This window comes from Modestobacter lacusdianchii, from assembly GCF_054177765.1.
This window is the reverse complement of record NZ_JBJJTJ010000042.1, coordinates 1-24,391: the sequence shown is the minus strand read 5'-3', so window position 1 is coordinate 24,391 and position 24,391 is coordinate 1. Positions and strand designations below refer to the sequence as shown.

The following is a 24,391-nucleotide window of genomic DNA, read 5'->3' as shown; positions in this document are numbered from 1 at the left end:
CCCCCCCCCCCCCCCCCCCCCCCCCCCCCCCCCCCCCCCCCCCCCCCCCCCCCCCCCCCCCCCCCCCCCCCCCCCCCCCCCCCCCCCCCGCGACCGTCCGGTTACTGGTTGCCGATCTTCGTGTCGGCGGCGTCGCGCCCCTTGTCGATCTGCGCGTCGTGGTTGCCGCCGGTCTTCTGGTCGGCGAACTGCTCGCCCTTGTCCAGGGCCTTGTCGCTGGCCTGCTCGCCCTTGTCGCTGTTCAGCGCGCCCTTGGCCTTGTCCATCATGCTCACGGCTGCTCCCCCTCGGTCCGGTCGCGCCGGTGGCGCGGCTCGCCCTGGGAGGTGCCCGCCGACCGGCCGGGGCAACCCCTCAGTCGCGCACGATCGGGCCACCGGGCGGGTCGACCGGTGCACCCGCCTCCAGCCAGCGCAGCAGGGTGCGGACGCCGAAACCGGTGCCGCCCTTGACCACCTCGGCGTCGTCCGTCGCCGACCGCGCCGGGCCGGCGACGTCCAGGTGCGCCCAGGGCAGCTCCCCGGCGAACGGCTGCAGGAACAGCGCCGCCGTGGTCGACCCCGGGTTGCCGGGGGCGTTGTTCGCGTCGGCGACCTCGGAGTCGAGCTGGGCGCGCAGGTGACCGACGTGCTCCTCCGACAGCGGCATCCGCCAGACCGCCTCCCCGGCGTGCCCGGCGGCGGCGCGCAGCGCGTCGGCCAGCCCGTCGGCGGTGGCGTACAGGCCGGCCGTGCGGGCACCCAGCGCCGTCCTCATCGCCCCGGTGAGGGTGGCGACGTCGACCAACACGGTGGCGCCGAGCACCAGCCGGGCGTGCGCGAGCGCGTCGGCGAGCACCAGCCGGCCCTCCGCATCGGTGTTGCGCACCTCCGTGGTGCGCCCGCCCACGTGCCGCACGACGTCGGCCGGCCGGTAGGCGTCGCCGGACACCGCGTTCTCGGCGAGCGCGGCCACGGCGCTCACCGCGACGGGCAGCTCGAGCCGGGCCGCGGCGTCGACGGCGGCGAGCACCGTGGCGGCGCCGGCCATGTCGGTCTTCATCTCGCGCATGCCGGCGTTGGTCTTGATCGAGATGCCGCCCGTGTCGAAGGTGATGCCCTTGCCGACCAGCACCGGGTGCCCCGCGCCGGCGCGCGGCGGCCGGTAGGTGGCGACCACGACCCGGGGCGGGCCGGCCGAGCCACCGCCGACCGCGAGCACGCCGCCGAAGCCGCCGGCAGCCAGCTCGTCGGACCCGAGCACCGACACCTGCACGTGCGGCAGCTCGCCCAGCCGCTCGACCGCGCGGTCGGCCAGCCACGCCGGGTTCTTGGTGTTGCCCGGGGTGTTGACCAGGTCGCGGGCCCAGGCCACCGACTCCGCGGCGACCCGGCCGGCGAGCTCCCCGGCGGCGACCGCCGGGTCGTCGGCGTCGGCGGCGACCACGAGCACCTCGGCCAGCCGGGGCGGGTGCGGGGTCGAGGCCTCCCGGAAGCGGTACCCGGCCAGCAGCGCGGTCTCCACCGCGGTGCGCACCTCGTCGGCGCCGGCCGGGGCGACCCCGGTGTCCAGCGGCAGCACCAGCCGGCGGGCGCCGGACTCGGCGAGGGCCTGCCCCCGCCGGACGGCGACCGCCACGTACGAGCGCAGGTGCGGCAGGGTCGCGTCACCCACCCCGACGGCCAGCACGCTGCGTGGGCGCCGGCCGGTGATCGGCACGTTGGTGATCCCGCCCGGCTTCCCGCCGTTGCCGGTGTCGGCCAGGGCGCCGGCGAGGAGCCCCGCGTCCACCGGCGCCCCGGCTTCCGCGGTCAGCCAGTCGGGCAGTGCGCCCTTCGCGCCCACCGGCACGGCCAGGACGTCGTCCTCACCCAGGGCCGCGAGCGTCGGCACGACCTCCACCCGCGGGAACGGCGCGACCCCGGTCGCCTGCGTGCTGCCGGCGGCCGGGGCCGCGTCGTCGAGCGCGGGGCTGCCCGGGGGCAGACTCGCGTCGGTGTTCAGCTGGTCGCGCCCTTCAGGGCCTCGGAGAGGGCGCTCGCCTCATCGGGGGACAGCTCGACGACCAGCCGGCCGCCACCCTCCAGCGGGACGCGCATGACCAGGCCGCGGCCCTCCTTGGTGACCTCGAGGGGACCTTCACCCGTACGCGGCTTCATGGCCGCCATGCGTGCCTCCTTCACCGGCCACCCACCGACCGGCTGGCCGTGGTGTGGCGACTGTTCGTGCAGAGCTCTCGCCCCATGATCCCGTATCCGCGCCCATCGACCAACCCGGACCCCTCAGTCCGGGTGCGTCTCCCCCGCCCGGAAACAGCTCGCGACGTGGTCGTCGACCATCCCGGTGGCCTGCATGAGGGCGTAGGAGGTGGTCGGCCCGACGAAGGAGAACCCCCGCCGCTTCAGCTCCTCGGCCAGGGCAACCGACTCCGGCGACGTGGCCGGGACGTCGGTGAGCACCTGCGGTCTCGGGCGCGGCGCGGTCGGGGCGAACGACCACAGCAGGGCCGACAACCCCTCCGGCACCTCCAGCGCCGCCCGGGCGTTCCGCACCGCGGCGGTCACCTTCGCGCGGTTGCGGACGATCCCCGCGTCGGCCATCAGCCGCTCGACGTCCGCCTCGGTGAACGCGGCCACCGCCGGGATCGAGAAGCCGGCGAACGCGGCCCGGAAGGCCGGGCGCTTGCGCAGGATGGTGATCCAGGACAGCCCGGACTGGAAGGCCTCCAGGGTGAGCCGCTCGTAGAGGGCGTCGTCGCCGTGCAACGGCACCCCCCACTCCTCGTCGTGGTACCGGACGTACTCGGGAGCGCTGGTCGCCCAGGCGCAGCGCGGCAGGTCGTCGGTGCTCCGGGGGCGCTCCACGGGTGCCGAAGCTAGCGTCTGCGGTCGTGCGCATCCTGATCACCGGAGGGGCGGGCTTCATCGGCTCGCACGTCGTCGCCGCCTGCCGCGAGGCCGGCCACGAGGTGCGGGTGCTCGACGCCCTGCTGCCCGCAGTGCACCCGAGCTACGCCGACGGAGTCCCCGGCCTGGACGGGGTGGAGCTGCAGGTCGGTGACGTGCGCGACCGGGACGCCGTCGACCGGGCGCTGGACGGCGTCGACGCGGTGTGCCACCAGGCCGCGATGGTCGGCCTGGGCATCGACGTGCAGGACATGCCGGACTACGCCGGCATCAACGACCTCGGGACGGCGGTGCTGCTGGCCGCGATGGCCCGGGCGGAGGTCGGCCGGCTGGTGCTGGCCAGCTCGATGGTGGTCTACGGCGAGGGGCGCTACGAGTGCCCCGAGCACGGCGTCGTCCCGGCTGCTCCGCGCCGCCGCGCCGACCTGGACGCCGGCCGGTTCGAGCCGCCCTGCCCGGTGTGCGGCCGGCAGCTGACCTGGGGCGAGGTCGGGGAGGACACCCCGGCCGACCCGCGCAACACCTACGCCGCGACCAAGCTCGCCCAGGAGCACCTGGCTGCTGCCTGGGCCCGCTCGACCGGGGGCGGCGCGATCGCGCTGAGGTACCACAACGTCTACGGCCCGCACATGCCGCGGGACACCCCCTACGCGGGCGTGGCGTCGATCTTCCGCAGCGCGCTGGAGTCCGGCCGGGCCCCCCGGGTGTTCGAGGACGGCGGCCAGCAGCGGGACTTCGTGCACGTCACCGACGTCGCCCAGGCCAACCTGCTCTCGCTGCAGGCCACTCCGCCCGACTCCGCGCTGCGGGCCTACAACGTCGCCTCGGGGGTGCCGCACACCGTGGGCGACATGGCCGCCGCGCTGGCCGAGGCGTTCGGCGGCCCGGCACCCGAGGTCACCGGCGAGTACCGGATCGGCGACGTGCGGCACGTGGTGGCCTCCCCGGTGCGCGCGGAGAGCGAGCTCGGCTACCGGGCCCGGGTCGACTTCACCGACGGCATGCGCGAGTTCGCCACCGCCCCCCTGCGCCCCGCCCCCTGAGCCAGCACGGGCGCACTTTCTCGCGCGAAAGCGCGGGTGCTTCATCGCGCGAAAGCGCGTGCGTTTCGCGCGCGAAAGCGCGGGTGGTTTCGCGCGCGAAAGCGCGGGTGCGGGGTCAGGGGACGGCGGCGTCGAGGTCGGTGAGCTCGGAGCGGTCGGTGCGCACCGGGCTGCGCCGGGTGGCCAGCACGCAGCCGAGCAGGATCAGCGGCAGGCCCAGCGCGATGCCGAGGGTGAACGGCTCGTCCAGCAGCGCGACGCCGAGCAGCACCGCGACCGCCGGGTTGACGAAGGTGATCACCAGCGCCCGCTGCGGACCGACCTCGCGGATCAGCGCGAAGAACAGCGCCAGCGCGACCGCGGTGCAGACGACGCCGAGCACCGCGACCGAGGCCCAGGCGTGCGCCGGCGCCTCCACCGCGTCGCCCAGCCGGGGCACGGCGAACGGCGCGTAGACCAGCGCGGTCACCGTCAGCGCGAACGCGCTGGCGGTGACCCCGGGGACGTCGGGCAGCCGGCGACTGATCACCATCGGCGCGGTCGCGTAGCCGACCACCACCAGGGCGACGGCGCCGATCGCGGTGAGCTGGGCGCCGCCGACGTCCAGGCCCAGCAGCGCGGCGATGCCGATCACCCCGACCACCATGCCGAGCACCCGGACCGGTGACAGCCGGTCCTCGTCCCCGGCCAGCCGGGCGGTCAGTGCCGCGACGAAGGGGACGCCGGCCACCAGCAGGCCGGTCAGCGACGACGACAGCTCCTGCTCGGCCCAGGACAGCAGGAACCACGGGCCGGTCATCTCCAGCACGGTGAACACCAGCAGCGCCCGCCAGTGCCGGCGCAGCGCCCCACTGAGATCGCCGCGGGCCAGCGTCCACGGCAGCAGCAGGGCCGCGCCGATCGCGCAGCGCAGGAAGACCACCACGGCCGGGGAGAACTCCCCCACCGCGACCTTGATCAACAGGTAGGGCACGCCCCAGATGACCGACATCGCCAGGAAGAGCACCCAGCCCCGCCTGCTCACTGCCCCTCCTCAGGAGACGAGTTCAGCCCTCGGCCCCTTGCCGGGCCCCGCCGCGAGCTTGCGAGTGGTGGGGGGGCAAGGGGGTCCTTCGTCACTCGAGGTAGTCGCGCAGCACCTGGGAGCGGCTGGGGTGGCGGAGCTTGGACATCGTCTTGGACTCGATCTGCCGGATCCGCTCGCGGGTGACCCCGTAGACCTGGCCGATCTCGTCGAGCGTGCGCGGCTGCCCGTCGGCGAGGCCGAAGCGCAGCCGGACGACGCCGGCCTCACGCTCGGACAGCGTCTGCAGCACCCCGGTCAGCTGCTCCTGCATCATCCCGAAGCTCACCGCGTCGACGGCGACGACCGCCTCGGAGTCCTCGATGAAGTCACCGAGCTGGCTGTCGCCCTCGTCGCCGATGGTCTGGTCGAGGCTGATCGGCTCCCGGGCGTACTGCTGGATCTCCAGCACCTTCTCCGGGGTGATGTCCATCTCCTTGGCCAGCTCCTCCGGGGTGGGCTCGCGGCCCAGCTCCTGGAGCATCTCCCGCTGCATCCGGCCGAGCTTGTTGATGACCTCGACCATGTGCACCGGGATGCGGATGGTGCGGGCCTGGTCGGCCATGGCGCGGGTGATCGCCTGCCGGATCCACCAGGTGGCGTAGGTGGAGAACTTGAAGCCCTTGGTGTAGTCGAACTTCTCCACCGACCGGATCAGGCCCAGGTTGCCCTCCTGGATCAGGTCCAGGAACGCCATGCCGCGGCCGGTGTAGCGCTTGGCCAGCGAGACGACCAGGCGGAGGTTCGCCTCCAGCAGGTGGTTCTTGGCGCGCTCGCCGTCCCGCACGATCCAGGTCAGCTCGCGGCGCAGCGGCGCCGCCAGCTTCTCCCCGGCCGCGGCGGCCTCGGCCAGCTTGTGGTCGGCGTACAGGCCGGCCTCGATCCGCTTGGCGAGGTCGACCTCCTCCTCGGCGGTCAGCAGCTTCACGCGGCCGATCAGCTTGAGGTAGGCGCGGACCGAGTCGGTCGAGGCGGTGAGCTCGGCCTCCTTGCGCGCCTGGCGCAGGGCGACGGCGTCCTCGTCGTCCTCCCAGACGAAGTCCGAGGAGGTCTCGCTGCCCGTGGTGGTCTCGGTGCTGGTCGAGGCGTCGTCCTCGGCGGCGGGCACGACCTGCACGACGGAGTCGGCGTCGGCCGGGTTGCTCGAGGTGTCCACGTCGGCAACGCTCATGATCGCCTCTCCTGACGGTGTCGTCGGCGTCGCCGCACCCGAGGGTGATGGCGGAGAGGCCGGTGCTGGGTGCCGGCAGGAGCCGGCACGTGCTGACGGTCGACCACCCACCGGGCCGCGTCAGCGGCCGCGCTCGGGCAGTCGGCCTGCAATTTTAACCCGTCCACGGCCGGGGGCGGTCGGCGCGGGCGAGATCTCACCCCCGGGCGGGATCCCGGGGGTGCGGTTCAGCTCAGCCGGAGCCCCAGCGTGGCGGCCATCGGGGCGGCCAGCGACATCAGGGTGGTGGCGTCGACCACTGCCGAGCGCAGCGAGTCGACCCCCAGCGCCGCCGAGGCGTCGCAGTCGACGAACTCGGCCCGCTTGACCGTGAGCTGGGCGAACCGGGCCTCGGTCAGCCGGCAGTCCTCGAACACCACGCCGTCCAGCGTGGCGCCGGTGAGGTCGAGGCCGCTCAGGTCGCACCGGGTGAACCGGGCCCGCCGGACGGTGGCGAACCGCAGGTCCAGCCGGGCGGCCCGCACGTCGGTCAGCGTGACGTCGGACCACGTGCTGCCGGCCACCGAGACCCCGGCCAGCCTGCTGTCCCGGACGGCGACCCGCTGCCAGCGGCTGTCCGGGACGTCGACGCCGGACAGGTCGGAGTCGACGACCTCGACGTCGGTGAACTGGCAGCGGGTGATCCGCCCGCCGATGAGCCGCAGCCGGGTCAGCCGGCTGCCGCTGACCTCGACGTCGTCGAGCAGCGCGTCCTCGACCTCCCCGTGCAGCGCGCGCTGCTCGACGTGGACGGTCAGGTCGGCCGCCAGCAGGTGCTCGTCGGTCAGCTCGGCCGGCAGCTGCGGCGGGGCGGGCGGGGTGCTCTTGGTCCGGGGTGCCACGCCTGGCGAAGGTAGGCGCTGTCCGCGGCCGGCCCGGTCAGGCCCCGGGTGCACCCGGCGCGCGCCGGTCTGATCTCACCACTCGGTGCGGACGACCACCTCGATGCCGATCGCGAGCACCACCCCGGCGGCCAGCCATCCCCGCCGCTGCCGCTCCGGCAGGAAGGCCGTGGCGACCAGCACCCAGACGTAGAACGGCAGCCAGATGCGCTCGGTCTCCCCGCGCACCAGGCCGGTGAGGTCGCTGACCAGGACGCCGACGAGGGCGGCCAGCGGCAGCAGCGCGAGCCGGGCGCGGCGCAGCGAGGCGAGCCCGGCCACGGCCGCCGGGCCCACGGCGAGCGCGGCGGCGGCCAGGTTGGCGAAGACGAAGAACGCCAGCGGTCGGTTGGCGTACGAGGGCCCCGAGCGCACCCGGTCGCCGGCGGCGGTGAAGCCGTCCACCCACCAGTAACCGCCGACGGCGAACGCGGCGACCACCAGCGCGACGCCGAGCGCGGCGACGCCCAGCACCCGCACCACGCCGCCCCAGCCCCGTCGCCCGCGGTGCACCAGGACGACGGTGAGCGCGACCAGGCCCAGGGCGGTCAGACCGAACGACAGGAACAGCGCCAGCCCGAGCAGCAGCCCACCGGCCAGGGCGCGCAGGTCGGCGGCGACCCCGGGCGCGCGGGCGGCCGCCGTGGCCAGCAGCGCCACGCCCCAGGCCGCCACCCCGGCGAACAGCGCGTCGGCCGAGGTCGCCACCCACAGCGCGAACGGGGCGAGCACAAGGAAGGGGGCGACGGTGCGCGCCGGCTCCTCCCCCGCCACCGCGCGGACGGCGACCAGCACGGCCGGCACCGCCAGCGCACCACCGGCGACGCACATCGCCGCCGCCCAGCCCAGCCCGCTCAGGCCCACCCGGTCCAGCAGCACGAAGGCCAGCAGCGCGCCCGGCGGGTGGCCGGCGACGTGCGTCGTCCACGGGTCGGCGGCGTCGGCCGGCACCGAGGCGACGAAGCCGGAGAGGAAGGCGCCGATCGACCCGACCCGGGGCACGTCGTTGGGGTACTCGTAGACCATCGAGAGCGGCTCGGGCAGCCGGTGCCAGCCCGACGACAGCGCCAGGGCGACCGCCCACGCCGCGGCGGCGACCGCGGAGCCGGGCAGCAGCAGCCGCCACGGTGCCCGGGCCGCCAGCGCCGGCCCGGTCAGCACCCCGACCAGGCCGATGACCACCGGCAGCAGCACCCGCGGGGTGAACACGACGTCGAAGCCACCCCGCAGCACGTACCCGCCCAGCAGGTGCAGGACGACGCCGTCCCGGGTCAGCTGCCAGCCGATCCGGCCCATCACCAGCACGAACGCGGTCACGAGGGCCACCGCGAGCACGGGCAGCCAGCGGCGCCGGCGGGTCGGCGCCTGCGGCGCGGCGGTGGTCACGGTGCGCGAGCGTAGGTGGACCGGGGGCTCGGCGCTCCCCACCCATCCGGAGGAGCAGCCCGGGCCGAACACCGGGCGATGAGCGGAGACCACGGCTACCGTCCGACCGTGCCGGACGTCGTCTTCCCCTGTCTGAACGAAGCCGGGGCGCTGCCCGCGGTGCTCACCCGGCTGCCCGCGGGCTACCGCGCGATCGTGGCCGACAACGGCTCGACCGACGGCTCGGCACAGATCGCCGCCGACCACGGCGCGACCGTGGTGCACGTGCCCCAGCGTGGGTTCGGCGCCGCCGCGCACGCCGGGCTGGAGGCGGCCACCGCCGACGTCGTCTGCTTCTGCGACGCCGACGCCTCGATGGACCCCGCCGACCTGCCCCGGGTGGCCGACCCGGTGCTCGCCGGCGAGGCCGACCTGGTGCTGGGCCGCCGCCGGCCCACGCACCGCAGCGCCTGGCCACCGCACGCCCGGGTCGCCAACACCGCGCTGTCGGTCATGCTGCGCCGGCGCACCGGGCTGGCACTGCACGACCTCGGCCCCATGCGCGCCGGACGCCGGGAGGCGCTGCTGGCCCTCGGGATCACCGACCGCCGGTTCGGCTACCCGCTGGAGATGGTCACCAAGGCCGCCGACGCCGGCTGGCGGGTCGTCGAGGTGGACGTCGACTACGCCCCGCGCGCGGAGGGGACGAAGTCCAAGGTCACCGGCACGGTGCTGGGCACGGTGAAGACGATCAACGACATGCGGAAGGTGCTGGCCCGATGAGCCCGACCCAGCTGCTGGTGATCACGAAGGCGCCGGTGCCCGGCCGCAGCAAGACCCGGCTCACCCCGCCCTGCACCCCCGAGCAGGCCGCCGCGATCGCCTCTGCGGCCGTCGGCGACACCCTCGACGTGGTGCGGGCGACCCCGGTGCAGCGCCGGGTCGTCGCCCTGGACGGCGAGCCCCGCGACCTCGACCTGACCGGCTGCGTCGTCGTCCCGCAGGTCGAGGGCGACCTGGGCACCCGGCTGGCGCGCGCCTTCGCCGACGCGATGGTCGCCCCGGACGGCGCCCTGCCCACCCTGCTGATCGGGATGGACACCCCGCAGGTCACCCCCGCACTGCTCACCGACGCCCTCGACCGGCTGGTCGCGGCCGGCCCGGGGACGGCGGTCCTCGGCACCGCCCCCGACGGCGGCTGGTGGGCGCTCGGCCTGCACTCCCCCGACGACGCGCAGGTGCTGCCCGACGTCCCGATGTCGCGGGACGACACCGCGGTGCTCACCCGGGCCGCACTGGAGGAGGCGGGGCTGACCGTGCTCGACCTGCCGCAGCTGACCGACGTCGACCACTTCCCCGACGCGCTCGCCGTCGCCGCGCTGTGCCCGCCGGGCAGCCGCACCCGCCGGGTCGTCGACGAGGTGGCGGCGGGGCTGCCGTGACGACCCCCCTGGACCGGGTGCTCGGCGCCCGGCTGCCGGCGCCACCGGACGGGCTGCGCCGCGGCCCGTTCCGGCGGGGCGCGTTCGGCAGCCCGCTGCACTCCGAGCGCCGCGCCTCCCGGGTCGGCGTCTGGCTGGGCGCGGCGTTCGGCGTCTGCTTCCTCACCGGGCTGACCAGCCACCTCGTCCAGGACCCGGGCGACTGGTTCGTCTGGCCGGCTCAGCCGGTGTGGCTCTACGGCGTCACCCAGGGCCTGCACGTGGTCACCGGGCTGGCCGCGATCCCGCTGCTGCTGGTCAAGCTGTGGACCGTCTACCCGAAGCTGTTCGAGTGGCCGCCGGCCGGGTCGCCGTCCCGGCTGATCAGCCGGCTGTCGATCCTGGTGCTGGTCGCGGCCAGCACGTTCCAGCTGCTCACCGGCCTGCTCAACATCGCGCAGTGGTACCCGTGGGGCTTCTTCTTCACCGACACGCACTACTGGACCGGCTGGATCGCGATCGGCGCGGTCGTGGTGCACGTGGGGGCCAAGGCGCCGGAGATCCGCCGCGGGCTGGCCCGCCGCGGTTCCCCCGCCGCGGTCGCCGGCCTGGCCCCGGAGCAGGCGGCCGAGCTGACCGCCGAGGACGACGCCGCCGAGCACGGCGCGGTGTCCCGCCGCACGTTCGTGCTGGCCACGGGCGCCGGGGCCGGCGCGGTCACCCTGGCCATGGCCGGGCAGACGTTCTCCCCGCTGGCCGGTGTCTCGCTGCTCGCGCCGCGGCACCCCGGGGTGGGCCCGCAGGACCTGCCGGTGCGGCAGACCGCCGAGCGGGCCGGGGTCACCGAGACCGCCGTCGACCCGGCCTACCGGCTCACCGTCGCCGGCCCCAACGCGCTCGAGCTGACGCTGGCCGACCTGCAGGGGATGCGCCAGCACACCGTCGACCTGCCCATCACCTGCGTGGAGGGGTGGAGCGCCGGTGGCACCTGGACGGGGGTGCGGCTGGCCGACCTGCTCGAGGAGGCCGGGCTGCCGCGGGACACCGAGGTGACCGTCGAGTCGTTGCAGCCCGGCGGGCTGTACCGGGTGTCCACCGTGGCGCCGCCGCACGCGAGCAGCCCGCTGACCCTGCTGGCGCTGCAGTTGCAGGGCGAGCCGCTGGACCTCGACCACGGCTACCCGGTGCGGCTGATCGCACCGAACCGGCCCGGGGTCATGCAGACGAAGTGGGTCACCGCGGTGGCGCCGGCATGAGCGCCCGTGGCGGCAGCCGGAGCCCGGAGGCGGCGGCGTGAGCATGGAGGCAGCGGCGTGAGCCTGGAGGCGGAGCGCAGCCGGGAGCGCGACCCGCGGGCGGCCGGGCTGGTGCCCGCGGAGCCCTACGCCGCCGACCCGGACCGGCCGGCGACGTCGGCGCTGCGGCCGTGGTGGCGGTGGCTGTTCCTGCTGCCCGGGCTCGCCGCGGTGGCGTGGGGCGCGTACGGGCTGGTCTCCGCCGGGGGCCGCATCCCGCTGGGGTCGTGGGCGACCTGGTTCGTCGGCGCCGCGCTGCTGCACGACCTGGTGCTCGCCCCGCTGTGGATCGCCCTGGGCTGGCTGGCTGCGCGGCTGCTCCCCCGGCCGGCCCGCCCGCCGGTGGTGGTGGCCGCGGTGGTCAGCGGGGTGCTCACGCTGGTGACGCTGCCGTTCCTGCTCACCCCCGGCGCCGACCCGGCGAACCCGTCGTTCCTGCCCCGGGAGTACGGACGCAACCTGCTGCTGATCGTGCTGGCGGTCTGGCTGGTGGCCGCGGTGTGGGCCGCCGTCGCCGTCCGGCGGGCCCGCCAGGCGCCGGACGCGTGATCACCTCGGACTGAGCGGGGTCACCCGGGCCCGGAGACCCCGCTGCACCCGGGGTGGTCACCCCTGGGCGCCGTCCGGCGCGTTTCCCCGGCCGGCCCGGCGGGCAGCGAGCGGGCAGCCCACCGACGAGGGAGGTCCGCGTGAGCGCACCCGGCCCCGCCCGGTCCGAGCGGCAGCGCGTGCTGCTGTCCGGCCTGCTCCTCGGGGTGGGCGCCATGGGGGCGATCGACGAGATCGTGTTCCACCAGCTGCTGCACTGGCACCACTTCTACGACCGCGCCGGCGGGGACGCCGCACTCGTCTCCGACGGCCTGCTGCACGCGTTCACCTGGTCGGCCACCGTGGCCGGGCTCGCACTGCTGGCCGACGTGCGCCGGCGGGGCACCTTCGCCGCACGCGCCTGGTGGGGCGCGGTGCTCACCGGTGCCGGGGCGTTCCAGACCTTCGACGGGGTCGTCGACCACAAGGTGCTGCGGGTGCACCAGGTGCGCTACGGCGTCGACCTGCTGGCCTACGACGTCGCCTGGATCGGGGCGGGCGTCGTGCTGCTCGCAGCGGGCCTGGCGCTGCTCGCCCGCGGTCGCACCACCGCCGCCGACCGGTGAGCCCGCGTCCGTGGACCCCGTCCCATGAGCCCCGGCCCATGACCGGCGACCGGTGAGCCCGCGTCCGTGGACCCCGTCCCATGAGCCTCGGCCCATGACCGGCGACCGGTGACCGGGGCCGTCCTCGCCGCCCTGGCGGTGCTGGGGCTGTCGTACGTGCTCGCCGCGGTCGACCTGCGCTGGTCACCGCTGCGGACGGCGAGCTGGCTGGCCGGGCTGGTCGTGGCGGCGGCCGGGCTGACCGGTCCGCTGGCCGCGGCGCACGGCGACCTGCGGGCGCACCTGGCCGCGCACCTGCTGACCGGGATGGTGGCGCCGGTGCTGCTGGTGCTGGCCGCGCCGGTCAGCCTGCTGCTGCGCCGGCTGCCGGTGCACCGGGCGCGGGCCGTGAGCCGGGTGCTGCGCTCGGCGCCGGCCCGGGTGCTCGGTGACCCCTTCGTCGCGGTGGCGCTCAACGTCGGTGGGCTGTGGGTGCTGCACGGCAGCGGGCTGCTCGGCACCGTGGCGCACTCCCCCGGCTGGCACCTGCTGGTCTCGGTGCACGTGCTGCTCACCGGCTGGCTGGCCACCGCCGCCGTCCTCGCGGTCGACCCGGCGCCGCACCGGCGGGGCGTGGTCGCCCGCGCGGTCGCGCTCGGCGCCGGCATGGCCGGGCACGACGTGCTGGCCAAGTGGCTCTACGCCCACCCACCGGCCGGCGTGACGAACGCGGAGGCGGGCGCGCGGCTGCTCTACGACGGCGGCACCGTCGTGCACGTGCTCGTCGCCGCGCTGCTGTGGCGGCAGTGGTACCGCAGCCGGTCCACCGTCCGGGACGCCGAGCGCGCCGCCCGGCCGGCTGCGGTGTGAGCCCCGATCAGACCGGGTGGGCCTGCGCGTAGGCGGCGAACCGGCGCAGCGAGAGCCGGACGCCGGCCGCCATCACCGGGCGCACCAGCGGCCAGCCGAGCCGGCCCAGCGCGCCCAGCGGCAGGTCCAGGCCCTCGGTCCAGACGAAGGTCGACCCACCGCCGGCCCGCGGGCGCACCTCGAACGTGCCGGTGCCGCGCACCACCCGGCCGGTGTGCCGCACGTCGACCCGCCGCGGCGGCTCCCAGCTGGTGATCAGCATGGTGTCCAGCACGCCCACCCGGCGGCCGAGCACCGGCAGCCGCACCCCGGTCGTGGCGGCCAGCTCGCAGCCCACGCCCTGCCCGCCCCGCGCCCCGGCGCGCACGTCGGTGAGCAGCATCCACTCACCCTGCCGGTCCCAGTCGACCAGCGCCGCCCACACCTGCTCCGGCGGGGCGTCCACGTCGACCTGCTCGACCAGTTCAGGCACCGGTGCTCCTCTCGTCGTCCCCACCCGTCTCGTCGACCCTGCCCAGGACGGGGACGCCGTCGGGGTCGGTGTCGTGTTCGTCGACCGCCGGCGGCAGCTGGGCCCGCAGGCCGGCGATCTCGATGTCGCGCTCGTCGATGACCTGGGCGAGCTGGTCCAGCAGCCAGTCGACCTCGGTCATCCGGTACCCGCGGACGGCGACCGAGATGCGCAGCGCGCGGACGTCGTCACCGACCACCTCCCGCCCCTCGGGCAGCTCGACCGGCGACCGTGCGACGTCGGCCGGCGGCTGGGTCTCCCCGCGCCCGAGCAGCAGCGAGGCGCCCAGGAAGAGCAGCCCGCCGACCAGCAGCAGGCCGATGACGAAGACCAGGCCGGCCACGGTCAGCCGTCGGCCGGCGCCCGCCCGGGCACGGGGCTCCCGGACGGCGGCTCCTCGGTGTGCTGCTCGCGGGCCGCGTCGGCGGCCTGGATCAGCTGCACCGCCTCCTCGACGGAGTCGGTGACGTGCAGCAGCTCGAGGTCGTTCGGGCCCACGGTGCCCTGGGCGACCATGGTCTCCCGGATCCAGTCGACCAGCCCGGCCCAGTAGGCGCTGCCGAACAGGATCACCGGGAAGCGGGTGACCTTGCGGGTCTGCACCAGGGTGAGTGCCTCGAACAGCTCGTCGAGGGTGCCGAAGCCCCCGGGCAGGATCACGAAGGCCTGCGCGTACTTCACGAACATCGTCTTGCGCACGAAGAAGTAGCGGAACAGCACGCCGACGTCGACCCACTCGTTGAGCTCCTGCTCGAACGGCAGCTCGATGCCCAGCCCGACCGACATGCCCCCGGCGTCGCAGGCGCCCTTGTTGGCCGCCTCCATCGCGCCCGGGCCACCACCGGTGATCACCGCGTAGCCCGCGTCGGCGAGCGCCGCGCCCAGCTGCACACCGGTGGCGTAGTACTCGGAGTCGCGCGGGGTGCGCGCGCTGCCGAACACGCTGACCGCCCGCGGCAGGTCGGCCAGCAGCCCGAAGCCCTCGACGAACTCGGCCTGGATGCGCAGCACCCGCCAGGGGTCGGTGTGCACCCAGTCGCTGGAGCCGCGCCGGTCCAGCAGCCGCTGGTCGGTCGTCGTCCCGGCGTTGCGCGGGTCGGGCTCACCACCGCGCAGGGTGATCGGTCCGCGGTGGCGGACCGGCCGCCGCCGGCTGTCCTCGGGCTGGCTCATGCGTTGCTCCCCGTCTCGCCGTCGATCTCGGTCAGGTAGGCGATCAGCGCGTCCTCGGCCGGCTGGAGCCGGTCGACGACGACGTGCTCGGCGGCCTGGTGTGCCTGGTTCGGGTCGCCCGGCCCGTAGTTCACCGCGGGGATGCCGAAGGCGGCGAACCGGGCCACGTCGGTCCAGCCCAGCTTCGCCCGGGGCGGCTGCCCCACCGCGGCGACGAACGCCGCGGCCGCCGGCTCACCCAGCCCGGGCAGCGCGCCGCCGGAGGAGTCGGTGAGCTCGAGGGTGGCGCCGGCGGCGAGGGCGTCGGCGAACACCGCACGGACGTGCGCCAGCGCCTGGTCCTCGTCGCGGTCCGGGGCGAAGCGGAAGTTGACGGTCACCCGGCACTCGTCCGGGACGACGTTGCCGGCCACCCCACCCTCGATCCGCACCGCGTTGAGCCCCTCGCGGTAGGTCAGCCCGTCGATCTCCACCTCGCGGGCCGGGTACGCCGCCAGCGTGGCGAGGATGCCGGCCGCGCCGTGCACCGCGTTGACGCCGAGCCACGACCGCGCGCTGTGCGCCCGCTTGCCGGGCACGGTCAGCACCACCCGCAGGGTGCCCTGGCAGCCGCCCTCGACCACCCCGTCGGTGGGCTCCATCAGGATCGCCAGGTCGCCGTACAGCCAGCCGCGACGCTCGCGGGCGACCCGGCCGAGGCCGTTGCGGACCGCCTCGACCTCCTCGTTGTCGTAGAAGACGAACGTGAGGTCGCGGGCAGGCTGCGCGCCGGGGACGCCGAAGCGGGCGGCCAGCCGCAGCATCACCGCGTCACCGGCCTTCATGTCACTGGTGCCGCAGCCGTAGAGCCGCGGCTGGCCGTCCACCGTCTCCAGCCGGCTGGGCAGGTTGCCGGCCAGCGGCACGGTGTCCAGGTGCCCGGCCAGCACGATCCGGGTGTCGCGGTCGAGGTTCGTGCGGGCCAGCACCGAGTCACCGATCCGCTCCACCTCGAGGCCGCCGAGCCCGCGCAGCGCCGCCTCGACGGCGTCGGCCAGCGGGCCCTCCGTCCCGGAGACCGACGGCGTGTCGACCAGCGCCCGGGTCAGGGTGAGGACGTCGGCGGTCAGGTCGAGAGGAGGCGGCGCGGCGGTCACGGGCCCGAGCCTATTGGCCGCCGCCGACAGCCACCGTGAACTCCTCGGTAGCCTCGGCGTCCGTGACGACCGCTGCAGAGACCACCGGCGCCAACGGCGTCGGCATCGCCACCCTGACCGCCGACGGCACGGTGCTGGACACCTGGTTCCCCGCCCCCGCGCTCAGCAGCGCCGACCAGGGCGAGACCGGCACCCAGCAGATCGGCGTCCTGGAGCTGGAGGGGCTCCTCGGTCCGGACTTCTCCGGGCTGGTGCGCAGCGACGAGGCCCGCGGCGTGCAGGTGGTCGCGGTGGCGACCACGATCGCCGACCTCTCCGCTCCCCCGGTCGACGCGCACGACGTCTACCTCCGGCTGCACCTGCTCTCGCACCGGCTGGTGCGCCCGCACGGGGTGAACCTGGACGGCCAGTTCGGGCTGCTCGCCAACGTCGCGTGGACCAGCGCCGGCCCGGTGCTGGCCACCGAGATCGACGCCGTCCGGGCCCGGCTGCGGGTCGCCGCCGGCGGGCACCTGACCGTCTTCGGGCTCGACAAGTTCCCGCGGATGGTCGACTACGTCGTCCCGGCCGGGGTGCGGATCGCCGACGCCGACCGGGTGCGGCTGGGTGCGCACCTGGCCGAGGGCACCACGGTCATGCACGAGGGCTTCGTCAACTTCAACGCCGGCACGCTCGGCCCCTCCATGGTCGAGGGCCGGATCAGCGCCGGCGTCGTGGTCGGCGCCGACTCCGACATCGGCGGCGGCGCCTCGATCATGGGCACGCTCTCCGGCGGCGGGAAGCAGGTCATCTCGATCGGCAGCGGCTGCCTGCTGGGCGCCAACGCCGGCATCGGCATCTCCCTGGGCGACGGGTGCGTCGTGGAGGCCGGCTGCTACGTCACCGCCGGCTCCAAGGTCCGGCTGCCCGACGGGACGACCACCAAGGCCGGCGAGCTCTCCGGCCGGGACGGGCTGCTCTTCCGCCGCAACTCCCTGGACGGGGCGCTGGAGGCGCTGCCCCGCAACGGCGACTGGGGCGCGCTGAACGCCGCACTGCACGCCAACTGACGGCTGGCCCGGCTGCAGGGGCCCGCGCCGAGCGGAGCGAGGTGCGGGGGGCAGCCGGGTCCTTTAACTAGCATCGCTGCGATGGTGAGCTCCTCGGTCGCGGGCCGGCGGCCCCCGCCCCGGGCCACCCGTCCGGCGAGCCGCCCCCCCGCGCGCCCCCGCCGGAACCGGCGCAGGTCCCGGGCCCGCGGTCTGTGGCCGCTCGTGCTCGTCGCTGCCCTGCTCGCCGCCGTGGCGCTCAGCTGGCGGGACGACGAGGTGACCCCGTCGGTGCTGGCCGGGTGCACGGTGCCCGGCTCCGGCGTCACCGTGACCACCGAGCAGGCCGCCTCCGCCGCCACCATCGCCGCGGTCGCCCGCTCCCGCGGCCTGCCGCAGCGGGCCACGGTGATCGCGCTGGCGACCGCCCAGCAGGAGTCGCGGCTGCGCAACCTCGACCACGGCGACCGTGACTCCCTGGGCCTGTTCCAGCAGCGCCCCTCGCAGGGCTGGGGCACCGAGGCGCAGGTGCAGGACCCGGTCTACTCCGCCGGCAAGTTCTTCGACGGGCTGGTCGAGGTGCCCGGCTGGGAGACCGGCCGGCTCACCGAGGTCGCCCAGGCGGTGCAGCGCAGCGGCTTCCCCGAGGCCTACCAGCAGTGGGAACCGATGGCGTCCGCCCTGGCCGGCGCCCTCGCAGCGACCGAGGCCGGGGCCCTGGCCTGCGGCTACCCGCCGGGCGCCACCGGCGACCCGGCCGCCCGGACGGCGGCGCTGACCGAGGCGGCCCGGCGTGAGGCCGGAGCGCCGACGACGGAGACCGACGGCACCGTCACCATCGCCGGCGCCGGCTGGCCGGAGGCCACCTGGGCGGTGGCCCACGCCGAGCGGTTCGGCCTGTCCCGGGTGGCGATGGACGGCTGGCTCTGGACCCCGGACGGCGGCTGGGTGAACACCCCGAGCGCCTTCGAGCTGCCGCTCCAGCTCCGGCTGACCTGACCGCCGGTCAGTCGGCCAGCACCAGGACGAAGGCCGTCGCGGCGCCCGTCGCGGCGACCGACCGCAGGGTGTTCCACCGGGTCCAGCGGGCCGCGTTCTCCCGCCACGCCTCCGCCGCGCCCGGTGCGGCGGCGTCCAGCCGGGCCAGCGCGTCGTTGAGCGGCACGTTGGCCAGCACGGTCACCCCCACGACGCCGAACAGGTACAGCGCCACCCCGGTGAGCACGGCCGGCCGCCGCGGCCCGGCCAGCTCGGCCCCGCCCAGCACCAGGCAGACCAGCGCGGTGCCGAACAGCAGCGTCATGAACACCGGCCGGACGGCGACGCGGTTCACCGACTGCATCGCCGCGGCGCCGGTGGCACCGGGCAGGGCGGTCAGCGCCGGCACGACCACCAGGCTGAAGACGGTGAACGCCCCGGCGACCAGTCCGGACCCCAGCGACGCGACCACCAGCAGCGGCGTGCGCTCCGCGCTCACGTCCGGCTCCCGGTCAGGGCGCTGCGCCGCACGGCGTCGGTGAGGTCGGTGGCCGGCCGGCCCAGTGCCTGCCGGACCCCGTCGGTGGGTGCGGCGTTCCGGCCGTCGAGCACCTCGGTGAACAGGTGGGCCATCAGCGCCACCACGTCCTCCGGCACGCCGGCGGCGGTCAGCTCCGCGGCGTACGCCCCGAACGGCACCGGCCGCAGTCGCGCCGGCCGGCCGGTCACCGCGGCGATCTCCGCGACCGCCTCGGCGAAGGTCATCGCCCGGGGTCCGGTCAGCTCGTACGTGCGCCCGGCGTGCCCGTCGTCCAGCAGGGCCGCGACGGCGACGTCGGCGATGTCCTCGGCGTCCAGGAACGGCTCCGGCACGTCGGTCACCGGCAGTGCGAGCTCGCCGGCGGCCAGCGGGCCGGCGAACTGCCCCTCGGTGAAGTTCTGCACGAACCAGCTGCAGCGCAGCACCGTCCACTGCAGCCCGCCCTCCTCGGCGGCCTGCCGCACCGCGGCCTCGGCCTGCTGGGCGCCCGGCTCGCCCCGCCCGGACAGCAGCACCACCCGGCGCACCCCGGCCGCGGCTGCCGTGCGGGTGACGGCGGCCAGCACGTCGCCGGAGCCGGGCACCGCGAGGTCGGGGGCGTAGGCCAGGTAGACGGCCCGGACGCCGGCCACCGCCGGCGCCCAGGTGCCCGGCTCGGCCCAGTCGAGCCGGCAGGCACTGCTGCGGGAGGCGACCCGGGCGTCGACGCCCCGGGCGCGCAGGCGGGCGGTGATGCGGCTGCCGGTGGTGCCGGTGCCGCCGGTCACGAGGATGGTCTGTTCGTCCATGGCCACCAGTACAGCCACCGACTGCGAGACGGCCCATGGCGCAGGAGCGCATCTGCATGCGTGAGCGTCTACGCTCCCGGGCCATGGACCCGGTCGCCGCACTGCTCGGCGGACCGCACGCCCGCGGCGCCTTCCTGCTCCGCTCGCTGCTGCGGCCGCCCTGGTCGCTGCGGGTCGCCGACGAGGCGCCGCTCACCGTGCTCACGGTGCTGCGCGGGTCGGCCTGGGTGGTCCTCGCCGACGGCCGCACCGTGCCGGTCCCGGCCGGGGACGTCGTCCTGCTGCGCGGCCCCCGGCCCTACACGGTGGCCGACGCCCCGGCGACCGCGCCGCAGGTGCTCGTCGGCCCCGGGCAGGTGTGCACCCCCGTCGACGGAGCCGGCGGTGGGCCGATGGCCGTCCTGGGCGAGCGCTCGTGGGGCAACGACGCGGCCGGGCCGACGGTGCTGCTCACCGGCACCTACCCCGCACCCGGCGCGGTGGGTGAACGGCTGGTGCGGGCGCTCCCCGAGCTGGTGGTGGTCCACGCCGACGAGGGCACCCGCGCGGTGACCGAGCTGCTGGCCACCGAGATCGACCGCGACGCCGCCGGGCAGGAGGCGGTGCTCGACCGACTGCTCGACGTGCTGCTGGTGTCCGCGCTGCGCACCTGGGCGGCCCGCCCGGACGCCGGCGCCCCCGGCTGGTACCTCGCGGCCGGCGACCCGGTCGTGGGGCCGGCGCTGGCCCTGCTGCACGACCGGCCGGCCGAGCCGTGGACGGTGGCCTCGCTGGCCGGCGCCGTCGGGGTCGCCCGGGCCACCCTGGCCCGCCGGTTCACCGAGCTGGTCGGCGAGCCGCCGATGAGCTACCTGACCGGCTGGCGGATGGCGCTGGCCACCGACCTGCTCCGCGACCCCGGGCTGACCCTCACCGGCATCGCCCGCCGGGTCGGGTACGCCAGCCCGTTCGCGCTGAGCGCCGCCTACAAGCGGGCCACCGGGGTCAGCCCCGCCGCCCACCGCGCCACGCTCGGCGAGGCCGGCTGAGACCGGTCAGCCGGCGAGCCGCTCCACCGCGGCGTCGATCCGCTCGTCGGTCGCGGTGAGCGCCATCCGCACGTGCCGGCTGCCGGCCGGGCCGTAGAAGCTGCCCGGCGCGGCCACGATGCCCAGCCCGGCCAGCCAGCCGATCGTCGTCCAGCAGTCCTCGTCCCGGGTGACCCACAGGTAGAGGCCGGCCTCGGAGTGGTCGATCCGCGCGCCACTGGCCCGGACGGCGGCGGCGAGCCGGTCCCGGCGCGACCGGTAACGCTCGCGCTGGCCGGCGACGTGCTCGTCGTCGGCGAGCGCGGCGGCCATCGCGGCCTGCACCGGCGTGGGCACGAGCAGGCCCAGGTGGCGGCGGGTCTCCCAGACCCGGCGGACCAGGGCCGGGTCACCGGACAGCAGGCCGGCGCGGTACCCCGCCGCCGTGGACTGCTTGGACAGCGAGTGCACGGCGAGCAGGCCTGCGTGGTCGGTGCCGGCGACGTCGGGGTGCAGCAACGACCGCGGCTGGACGTCCCAGCCGAGCTCGACGTAGCACTCGTCGGCGACCACCGGCACCCCGTGCGCACGCCCCCAGGCGACCCAGTTCCGCAGCTGGGCGTCGGTGAGCACCCGGCCGTGCGGGTTGCCCGGTGAGTTCAGCCAGACCAGGACGACGTCGTCCGGGTCGGCGGGCGGGGAGTCGGTGCGCAGCACGGACAGCCCGGCGAGCACCGCGCCGACCTCGTAGGTCGGGTAGGCGACCTCGGGGATCAGCACGGTGCCGCTGCGCAGCCCCAGCAGCGTGGGCAGCAAGGCGACGAGCTCCTTGGAGCCGACCGTCGGGATGACCGAGGGGTCGGCGCCGAACGGGTCGGCGAGCTGCACGCCGAGCCGCCGGTCCAGCCATCCCGCGGCGGCCCGCCGGACGTCGGCGGTGCCCAGCGCCGTCGGGTAACCCGGGGCGTCCCCGGCACCGGCCAGCGCCGACCCGAGCAGTGCCGGGGTCGGGTCGACCGGGGTGCCGATCGACAGGTCGACCGCACCACCGGGGTGCTCAGCGGCGCGGGCACGCGCCTCGGTGAGGGAGTCCCAGGGGAAGTCCGGCAGCCGGACCGCGCTCAGTGCCCCTCACCCTGCGGCGGGAGGGCGGCGACCAGCGGGTGGTCCTTGTTGATCTTCCCGGTCTTGGCGGCGCCACCCGGGCTGCCCAGGTCGGAGAAGAACTCCACGTTGGCGTTGTAGAAGTCCTTCCACTTGTCCGGGACGTCGTCCTCGTAGTAGATGGCCTCCACCGGACAGACCGGCTCGCAGGCACCGCAGTCGACGCACTCGTCGGGGTGGATGTAGAGCATCCGGTCGCCCTCGTAGATGCAGTCCACCGGACACTCGTCGATGCACGCCTTGTCGAGGACGTCGACACAGGCCTGGGTGATGACGTAGGTCACGGGGTTCCTCCGGGACGTGCGGGTGGCGCGTTCCCTGGCCGGCCAGGGGTGCGTTCGATCAACTCCAGTATCACCCGAGCCCCCGCGGTCCAGCGCGACGGGTCGGGCCGACACCCCTCCCCGACCTGGCCGCCCGTCCCCCGGCCACGGAGCCGGGCCCGGTGGCACCCCGGTCGACACGCTGCCGGGGCGGGGTCGCAGGATCGGCGCATGGGACAGAGGCGGTCACCGCTGGGCGTGGTCGAGCTCGAGCTGCTGTCCGGCCGCGGCTGGCGCGCGCTCGAGGAGGAGCCGCTGGGCGACTGGCTGCTCCGCGCCGGCAACGGCTTCACCGGCCGGGCCAACTCCGCACTCGTCGTCGGCGACCCCGGCATGCCGACGGCCGAGGCGGTGGCCGCGGTGGCGCGCTGGTACGACGACCGCGGCCTCCAGCCGTGCGCGATGCTCCCGGGCGTGCAGGCCCGCCGCGCGGACGCCGCGTTCGCCGCGGCCGGCTGGGCCACCGACGGGGACGTCCTGGTGCTCACCGCACCGATCACCCCGACCGCCCGACCCGCCGTCCCGGTCGAGCTCTCCCCCACCCCGGACGACGCCTGGCTGGCCGGCTACCGGTACCGCGGCGGCCCCCTGCCGGCCGGCGCCCTCGAGGTGCTGACCAACGGCCCGGACGTCGTGTTCGCCTCGGTCCGCCTGGACGCCGGGCCGGCGCCGCTGGCCGCGGTCGCCCGGGGCGTGCTGACCGACGGCTGGCTCGGGGTCACGGCGGTCACCGTCGCCGAGGAGCACCGCCGCCGGGGGCTGGCCACCGCGGTGATGACGGCGCTGCAGCAGTGGGCCGCCGACCGGGGGGCCCACTCCGTCTACCTGCAGGTGACCGCGGACAACGCCCCCGCGCGGGCGCTGTACCGCAGCGCCGGCTTCATCGAGCACCACCGCTACCACTACCGGCGGCGGGTCGGCTGACCGGTGGGCGCGCCGGCGGCGTGCCGCCCAGCGCCCGGCCGACGGCGAACGCCGCCGCGACCACGCCGACCAGCAGGAAGCCCAGGTTGACCAGCTCGGTGACCGCGTCGCCGCCGGGCAGCAGCAGGTCACCCTCCGGGCGTCGCGTCGTGGCGGCCAGCGCGATGCCCAGCCAGACCACGGCGGGCAGGACGGCGACCAGCCTCGACCCCGACAGCCGACGGGCCGCACCGACCAGCAGCACGTTGCCGAAGACCGCCGCCACCACCGAGATCGGCACCGGCACCCCACCGAGGCGCCAGGGCAGCCAGAAGACCTCCACCAGCGCCAGCCAGGCCGAGACCACGACGGCGGCGACGGCCCAGCCGGCCAGCTGGAGCGCCCTCACCCGGGCAGCCCGGCGAACAGGTCGCCCTCCCAGCCCTCCGGGCCCGGGCCGGCGGGGCCCCGCCGGCCGCGGACCAGCCGGTAGTGCTCGGTGCCGAGCACCTGCTGGCCCAGGTTGTTCGACAGGGCGAAGAACGGCCCGTCGACCGTCATCTGGGTGGGGTGCGCCCGCATGGCGGCCTCCTTGCGGTCGGCGTACGCCCGGCCGTCCACCTCGGTGGTGACCACGTCGTCGGCGACGGCGAAGGGCACCTCGTCCAGGTCGCCGAGCGCGGCGAACGGCGACTCCTCCCCCAGCGCCGCCAGGGCGTCGATGCCCCGCTGCACCACCGAGCGGGGCATCGCGTTCCAGTAGACCTTGGCGACGGTCCACGCCTCGCCGAGGTCGGGCCGGTACGCGGGGTCGGCGGCGGCGTCCACCGCGCCCATCGCGACCCGGTGGGCCTGGATGTGGTCGGGGTGCCCGTAGCCACCGATCTCGTCGTAGGTGACCAGCACCTGCGGCCGCACCTCCCGGACGACGGCGACGGCGTGCGCCACCGCCTCGGCGAGGTCGGCCCGCCAGAAGGCACGCGGCCGGTCGTTCGCCGGGGTGTCCATCATCCCGGAGTCCCGGTAGTGCCCGGCCCCGCCGAGGAAGCGCCAGTCGGAGACCCCGAGGGCCGCCATCGCCGCGGCCAGCTCGCCGATCCGGTAGCCGCCGAGCTGGTCGGCCTGGTCGGCGGCCAGCTGCGCCAGCTCGGGCACCAGCACCTCGCCCTCCTCACCGAGGGTGCAGGTGAGCAGGGTGACGCCGACGCCCTCGGCGACGTAGCGGGCCATGGTGGCGCCGTTGTTGATCGTCTCGTCGTCGGGGTGGGCGTGCACCAGCATCAGCCGGCGGGAGGGCGCAGTCACGCCGGCCATTACACCGTGCGCCCTCACGCCACCCCAGACCAGCAGCCGCACAGCGGCTCAGGGACACCATCCCCGACCCTGGCCTCCCGCGAGCGGAGCGAGCTGTCCGGGCCCGGCACGGACCCGCAGGGTCCTGCCGGGCCCGGACCAGGGCCGCCTGACGACGCCCGAGCACCGCCCCGGTCGCGCTGCAGTTCGCGAGCAGCGCGAGCTGTCGAGGGGGGGGGGGGGGGCGGGGGGGGCCGGGGGGGGGGGGGGGGGGGGGGGGGGGGGGGGGGGGGGTGGGGGGGGGCCGCGGGGTCGGGGGCCTGGATCGTGAACAACCCGTTGAGCAGCAACTGCACGGCCAGCCCGGCGAGCAGGCCCAC

At 76.1% G+C, this 24,391-nt stretch carries 29 protein-coding genes; 11 read left to right on the top strand and 18 right to left on the bottom strand.

The features are described from left to right. Positions 1-101: 101 nt before the first annotated feature. The 4 genes from ACJTNH_RS19655 to ACJTNH_RS19640 all read right to left on the bottom strand — a co-directional run bounded on the left by ACJTNH_RS19655 (position 102) and on the right by ACJTNH_RS19640 (position 2,843). Complete coding sequence (locus ACJTNH_RS19655) at positions 102-269, bottom strand: antitoxin (RefSeq protein ID WP_458178771.1); 168 nt, start codon at positions 267-269, stop codon at positions 102-104. Positions 270-354: 85 nt separating this feature from the next. Beyond that, positions 355-1,872, bottom strand: a complete 1,518-nt coding sequence (locus ACJTNH_RS19650; protein WP_458178767.1) for a leucyl aminopeptidase family protein — start codon at positions 1,870-1,872, stop codon at positions 355-357. A 107-nt stretch (positions 1,873-1,979) separates the two neighbouring features. Then, positions 1,980-2,147, bottom strand: coding sequence for a DUF3117 domain-containing protein (locus ACJTNH_RS19645; RefSeq protein ID WP_222195917.1), 168 nt, complete (start codon positions 2,145-2,147; stop codon positions 1,980-1,982). Between the two features lie 114 nt (positions 2,148-2,261). Beyond that, entirely contained in the window at positions 2,262-2,843 is a 582-nt protein-coding gene (locus ACJTNH_RS19640; protein WP_458178765.1) for a DNA-3-methyladenine glycosylase I, read from the bottom strand. A 26-nt stretch (positions 2,844-2,869) separates the two neighbouring features. Between ACJTNH_RS19640 and ACJTNH_RS19635 the strand changes: the two genes are divergently transcribed. Continuing rightward, a complete protein-coding gene (locus tag ACJTNH_RS19635; RefSeq protein ID WP_458178763.1) occupies positions 2,870-3,928 on the top strand; it encodes an NAD-dependent epimerase/dehydratase family protein in 1,059 nt (352 codons plus the stop codon). A 115-nt stretch (positions 3,929-4,043) separates the two neighbouring features. Here ACJTNH_RS19635 and ACJTNH_RS19630 read toward each other — a convergent pair whose 3' ends face one another. The 4 genes from ACJTNH_RS19630 to ACJTNH_RS19615 all read right to left on the bottom strand — a co-directional run bounded on the left by ACJTNH_RS19630 (position 4,044) and on the right by ACJTNH_RS19615 (position 8,468). Further along, a complete protein-coding gene (locus ACJTNH_RS19630; protein WP_458178761.1) occupies positions 4,044-4,952 on the bottom strand; it encodes a DMT family transporter in 909 nt (302 codons plus the stop codon). A 91-nt stretch (positions 4,953-5,043) separates the two neighbouring features. Continuing rightward, on the bottom strand, positions 5,044-6,162 hold the full coding sequence (locus ACJTNH_RS19625; protein WP_458178758.1) for an RNA polymerase sigma factor: 1,119 nt from the start codon (positions 6,160-6,162) through the stop codon (positions 5,044-5,046). Between the two features lie 227 nt (positions 6,163-6,389). Beyond that, the gene (locus ACJTNH_RS19620; RefSeq protein ID WP_458178755.1) at positions 6,390-7,043 is read right to left on the bottom strand and encodes a pentapeptide repeat-containing protein; all 654 of its coding nucleotides are present in this window, start codon (positions 7,041-7,043) and stop codon (positions 6,390-6,392) included. Between the two features lie 75 nt (positions 7,044-7,118). After that, positions 7,119-8,468: a hypothetical protein gene (locus tag ACJTNH_RS19615; RefSeq protein WP_458178753.1), complete on the bottom strand. Its 1,350-nt coding sequence runs from the start codon at positions 8,466-8,468 to the stop codon at positions 7,119-7,121. Positions 8,469-8,576: 108 nt separating this feature from the next. Between ACJTNH_RS19615 and ACJTNH_RS19610 the strand changes: the two genes are divergently transcribed. From ACJTNH_RS19610 to ACJTNH_RS19585, 6 genes are all read left to right on the top strand, one after another. Further along, the gene (locus tag ACJTNH_RS19610; protein ID WP_458178751.1) at positions 8,577-9,230 is read left to right on the top strand and encodes a glycosyltransferase family 2 protein; all 654 of its coding nucleotides are present in this window, start codon (positions 8,577-8,579) and stop codon (positions 9,228-9,230) included. Beyond that, positions 9,227-9,889: a TIGR04282 family arsenosugar biosynthesis glycosyltransferase gene (locus ACJTNH_RS19605; protein ID WP_458178749.1), complete on the top strand. Its 663-nt coding sequence runs from the start codon at positions 9,227-9,229 to the stop codon at positions 9,887-9,889. Before ACJTNH_RS19610 ends, ACJTNH_RS19605 begins: the two co-directional genes overlap by 4 nt. Continuing rightward, a complete protein-coding gene (locus tag ACJTNH_RS19600; protein ID WP_458178747.1) occupies positions 9,886-11,124 on the top strand; it encodes a molybdopterin-dependent oxidoreductase in 1,239 nt (412 codons plus the stop codon). The genes ACJTNH_RS19605 and ACJTNH_RS19600 overlap by 4 nt, the downstream gene beginning before the upstream one ends. A gap of 57 nt (positions 11,125-11,181) precedes the next feature. Continuing rightward, the gene (locus ACJTNH_RS19595; protein WP_458178745.1) at positions 11,182-11,712 is read left to right on the top strand and encodes a hypothetical protein; all 531 of its coding nucleotides are present in this window, start codon (positions 11,182-11,184) and stop codon (positions 11,710-11,712) included. A 140-nt stretch (positions 11,713-11,852) separates the two neighbouring features. Beyond that, a complete protein-coding gene (locus ACJTNH_RS19590) occupies positions 11,853-12,317 on the top strand; it encodes a DUF2243 domain-containing protein (protein WP_458178743.1) in 465 nt (154 codons plus the stop codon). A 108-nt stretch (positions 12,318-12,425) separates the two neighbouring features. Next, a complete protein-coding gene (locus ACJTNH_RS19585) occupies positions 12,426-13,166 on the top strand; it encodes a cytochrome c oxidase assembly protein (protein ID WP_458178741.1) in 741 nt (246 codons plus the stop codon). A gap of 7 nt (positions 13,167-13,173) precedes the next feature. On the opposite strand, the gene ACJTNH_RS19580 is transcribed toward ACJTNH_RS19585, so the two are convergent. The 4 genes from ACJTNH_RS19580 to dapE are packed head-to-tail and all read right to left on the bottom strand — an operon-like array spanning position 13,174 to position 15,986. Further along, the gene (locus ACJTNH_RS19580; protein WP_458178739.1) at positions 13,174-13,638 is read right to left on the bottom strand and encodes an SRPBCC family protein; all 465 of its coding nucleotides are present in this window, start codon (positions 13,636-13,638) and stop codon (positions 13,174-13,176) included. Continuing rightward, positions 13,631-14,020, bottom strand: a complete 390-nt coding sequence (locus ACJTNH_RS19575; protein WP_458178737.1) for a DivIVA domain-containing protein — start codon at positions 14,018-14,020, stop codon at positions 13,631-13,633. Before ACJTNH_RS19575 ends, ACJTNH_RS19580 begins: the two co-directional genes overlap by 8 nt. Positions 14,021-14,022: 2 nt before the next feature. Continuing rightward, positions 14,023-14,850 carry an LOG family protein gene (locus tag ACJTNH_RS19570; RefSeq protein WP_458178735.1) on the bottom strand — a complete coding sequence of 276 codons (828 nt, stop codon included), beginning with the start codon at positions 14,848-14,850 and terminating at the stop codon, positions 14,023-14,025. Then, positions 14,847-15,986 (bottom strand): succinyl-diaminopimelate desuccinylase, encoded by a 1,140-nt coding sequence (dapE, locus tag ACJTNH_RS19565; protein ID WP_458178733.1) that lies wholly within the window; start codon positions 15,984-15,986, stop codon positions 14,847-14,849. The genes ACJTNH_RS19570 and dapE overlap by 4 nt, the downstream gene beginning before the upstream one ends. A 62-nt stretch (positions 15,987-16,048) precedes the next feature. Here dapE and dapD point away from each other — a divergent pair, with 62 nt between their 5' ends. Continuing rightward, entirely contained in the window at positions 16,049-17,035 is a 987-nt protein-coding gene (gene dapD / locus ACJTNH_RS19560) for a 2,3,4,5-tetrahydropyridine-2,6-dicarboxylate N-succinyltransferase (RefSeq protein WP_458178731.1), read from the top strand. A 204-nt stretch (positions 17,036-17,239) separates the two neighbouring features. Next, positions 17,240-18,013 (top strand): hypothetical protein, encoded by a 774-nt coding sequence (locus tag ACJTNH_RS19555; RefSeq protein WP_458178729.1) that lies wholly within the window; start codon positions 17,240-17,242, stop codon positions 18,011-18,013. A 7-nt stretch (positions 18,014-18,020) separates the two neighbouring features. Here the strand turns inward: ACJTNH_RS19555 and ACJTNH_RS19550 are convergent, their stop codons facing one another. Next, positions 18,021-18,491: an anthrone oxygenase family protein gene (locus ACJTNH_RS19550; protein WP_458178727.1), complete on the bottom strand. Its 471-nt coding sequence runs from the start codon at positions 18,489-18,491 to the stop codon at positions 18,021-18,023. Beyond that, positions 18,488-19,321, bottom strand: a complete 834-nt coding sequence (locus tag ACJTNH_RS19545; RefSeq protein WP_458178725.1) for an NmrA family NAD(P)-binding protein — start codon at positions 19,319-19,321, stop codon at positions 18,488-18,490. Before ACJTNH_RS19545 ends, ACJTNH_RS19550 begins: the two co-directional genes overlap by 4 nt. Before the next feature lie 83 nt (positions 19,322-19,404). Between ACJTNH_RS19545 and ACJTNH_RS19540 the strand changes: the two genes are divergently transcribed. Further along, positions 19,405-20,349: an AraC family transcriptional regulator gene (locus ACJTNH_RS19540; RefSeq protein ID WP_458178723.1), complete on the top strand. Its 945-nt coding sequence runs from the start codon at positions 19,405-19,407 to the stop codon at positions 20,347-20,349. A gap of 6 nt (positions 20,350-20,355) precedes the next feature. Here the strand turns inward: ACJTNH_RS19540 and dapC are convergent, their stop codons facing one another. Both dapC and fdxA read right to left on the bottom strand, forming a co-directional pair. Further along, complete coding sequence (gene dapC, locus ACJTNH_RS19535; protein ID WP_458178769.1) at positions 20,356-21,438, bottom strand: succinyldiaminopimelate transaminase; 1,083 nt, start codon at positions 21,436-21,438, stop codon at positions 20,356-20,358. An 11-nt stretch (positions 21,439-21,449) separates the two neighbouring features. Next, complete coding sequence (fdxA, locus tag ACJTNH_RS19530) at positions 21,450-21,776, bottom strand: ferredoxin (protein ID WP_091764542.1); 327 nt, start codon at positions 21,774-21,776, stop codon at positions 21,450-21,452. A 210-nt stretch (positions 21,777-21,986) separates the two neighbouring features. Here fdxA and ACJTNH_RS19525 point away from each other — a divergent pair, with 210 nt between their 5' ends. After that, positions 21,987-22,739 carry a GNAT family N-acetyltransferase gene (locus tag ACJTNH_RS19525; RefSeq protein WP_458178721.1) on the top strand — a complete coding sequence of 251 codons (753 nt, stop codon included), beginning with the start codon at positions 21,987-21,989 and terminating at the stop codon, positions 22,737-22,739. Here the strand turns inward: ACJTNH_RS19525 and ACJTNH_RS19520 are convergent. Beyond that, on the bottom strand, positions 22,696-23,127 hold the full coding sequence (locus tag ACJTNH_RS19520) for a hypothetical protein (RefSeq protein WP_458178719.1): 432 nt from the start codon (positions 23,125-23,127) through the stop codon (positions 22,696-22,698). The genes ACJTNH_RS19525 and ACJTNH_RS19520 overlap by 44 nt on opposite strands. Further along, complete coding sequence (gene mshB, locus ACJTNH_RS19515; protein ID WP_458178717.1) at positions 23,124-24,023, bottom strand: N-acetyl-1-D-myo-inositol-2-amino-2-deoxy-alpha-D-glucopyranoside deacetylase; 900 nt, start codon at positions 24,021-24,023, stop codon at positions 23,124-23,126. Before mshB ends, ACJTNH_RS19520 begins: the two co-directional genes overlap by 4 nt. Positions 24,024-24,391: the final 368 nt, after the last annotated feature.

Bases quoted from the DNA above. Each gene is read 5' to 3' on its own strand.
- ACJTNH_RS19655 (WP_458178771.1), bottom strand. From the start codon at position 269: ATGATGGACAAGGCCAAGGGCGCGCTGAACAGCGACAAGGGCGAGCAG.
- ACJTNH_RS19645 (WP_222195917.1), bottom strand. From the start codon at position 2,147: ATGGCGGCCATGAAGCCGCGTACGGGTGAAGGTCCCCTCGAGGTCACC.
- ACJTNH_RS19625 (WP_458178758.1), bottom strand. From the start codon at position 6,162: ATGAGCGTTGCCGACGTGGACACCTCGAGCAACCCGGCCGACGCCGAC.
- ACJTNH_RS19605 (WP_458178749.1), top strand. From the start codon at position 9,227: ATGAGCCCGACCCAGCTGCTGGTGATCACGAAGGCGCCGGTGCCCGGC.
- ACJTNH_RS19570 (WP_458178735.1), bottom strand. From the start codon at position 14,850: ATGAGCCAGCCCGAGGACAGCCGGCGGCGGCCGGTCCGCCACCGCGGA.
- ACJTNH_RS19545 (WP_458178725.1), bottom strand. From the start codon at position 19,321: ATGGACGAACAGACCATCCTCGTGACCGGCGGCACCGGCACCACCGGC.
- ACJTNH_RS19540 (WP_458178723.1), top strand. From the start codon at position 19,405: ATGGACCCGGTCGCCGCACTGCTCGGCGGACCGCACGCCCGCGGCGCC.
- ACJTNH_RS19525 (WP_458178721.1), top strand. From the start codon at position 21,987: ATGGGACAGAGGCGGTCACCGCTGGGCGTGGTCGAGCTCGAGCTGCTG.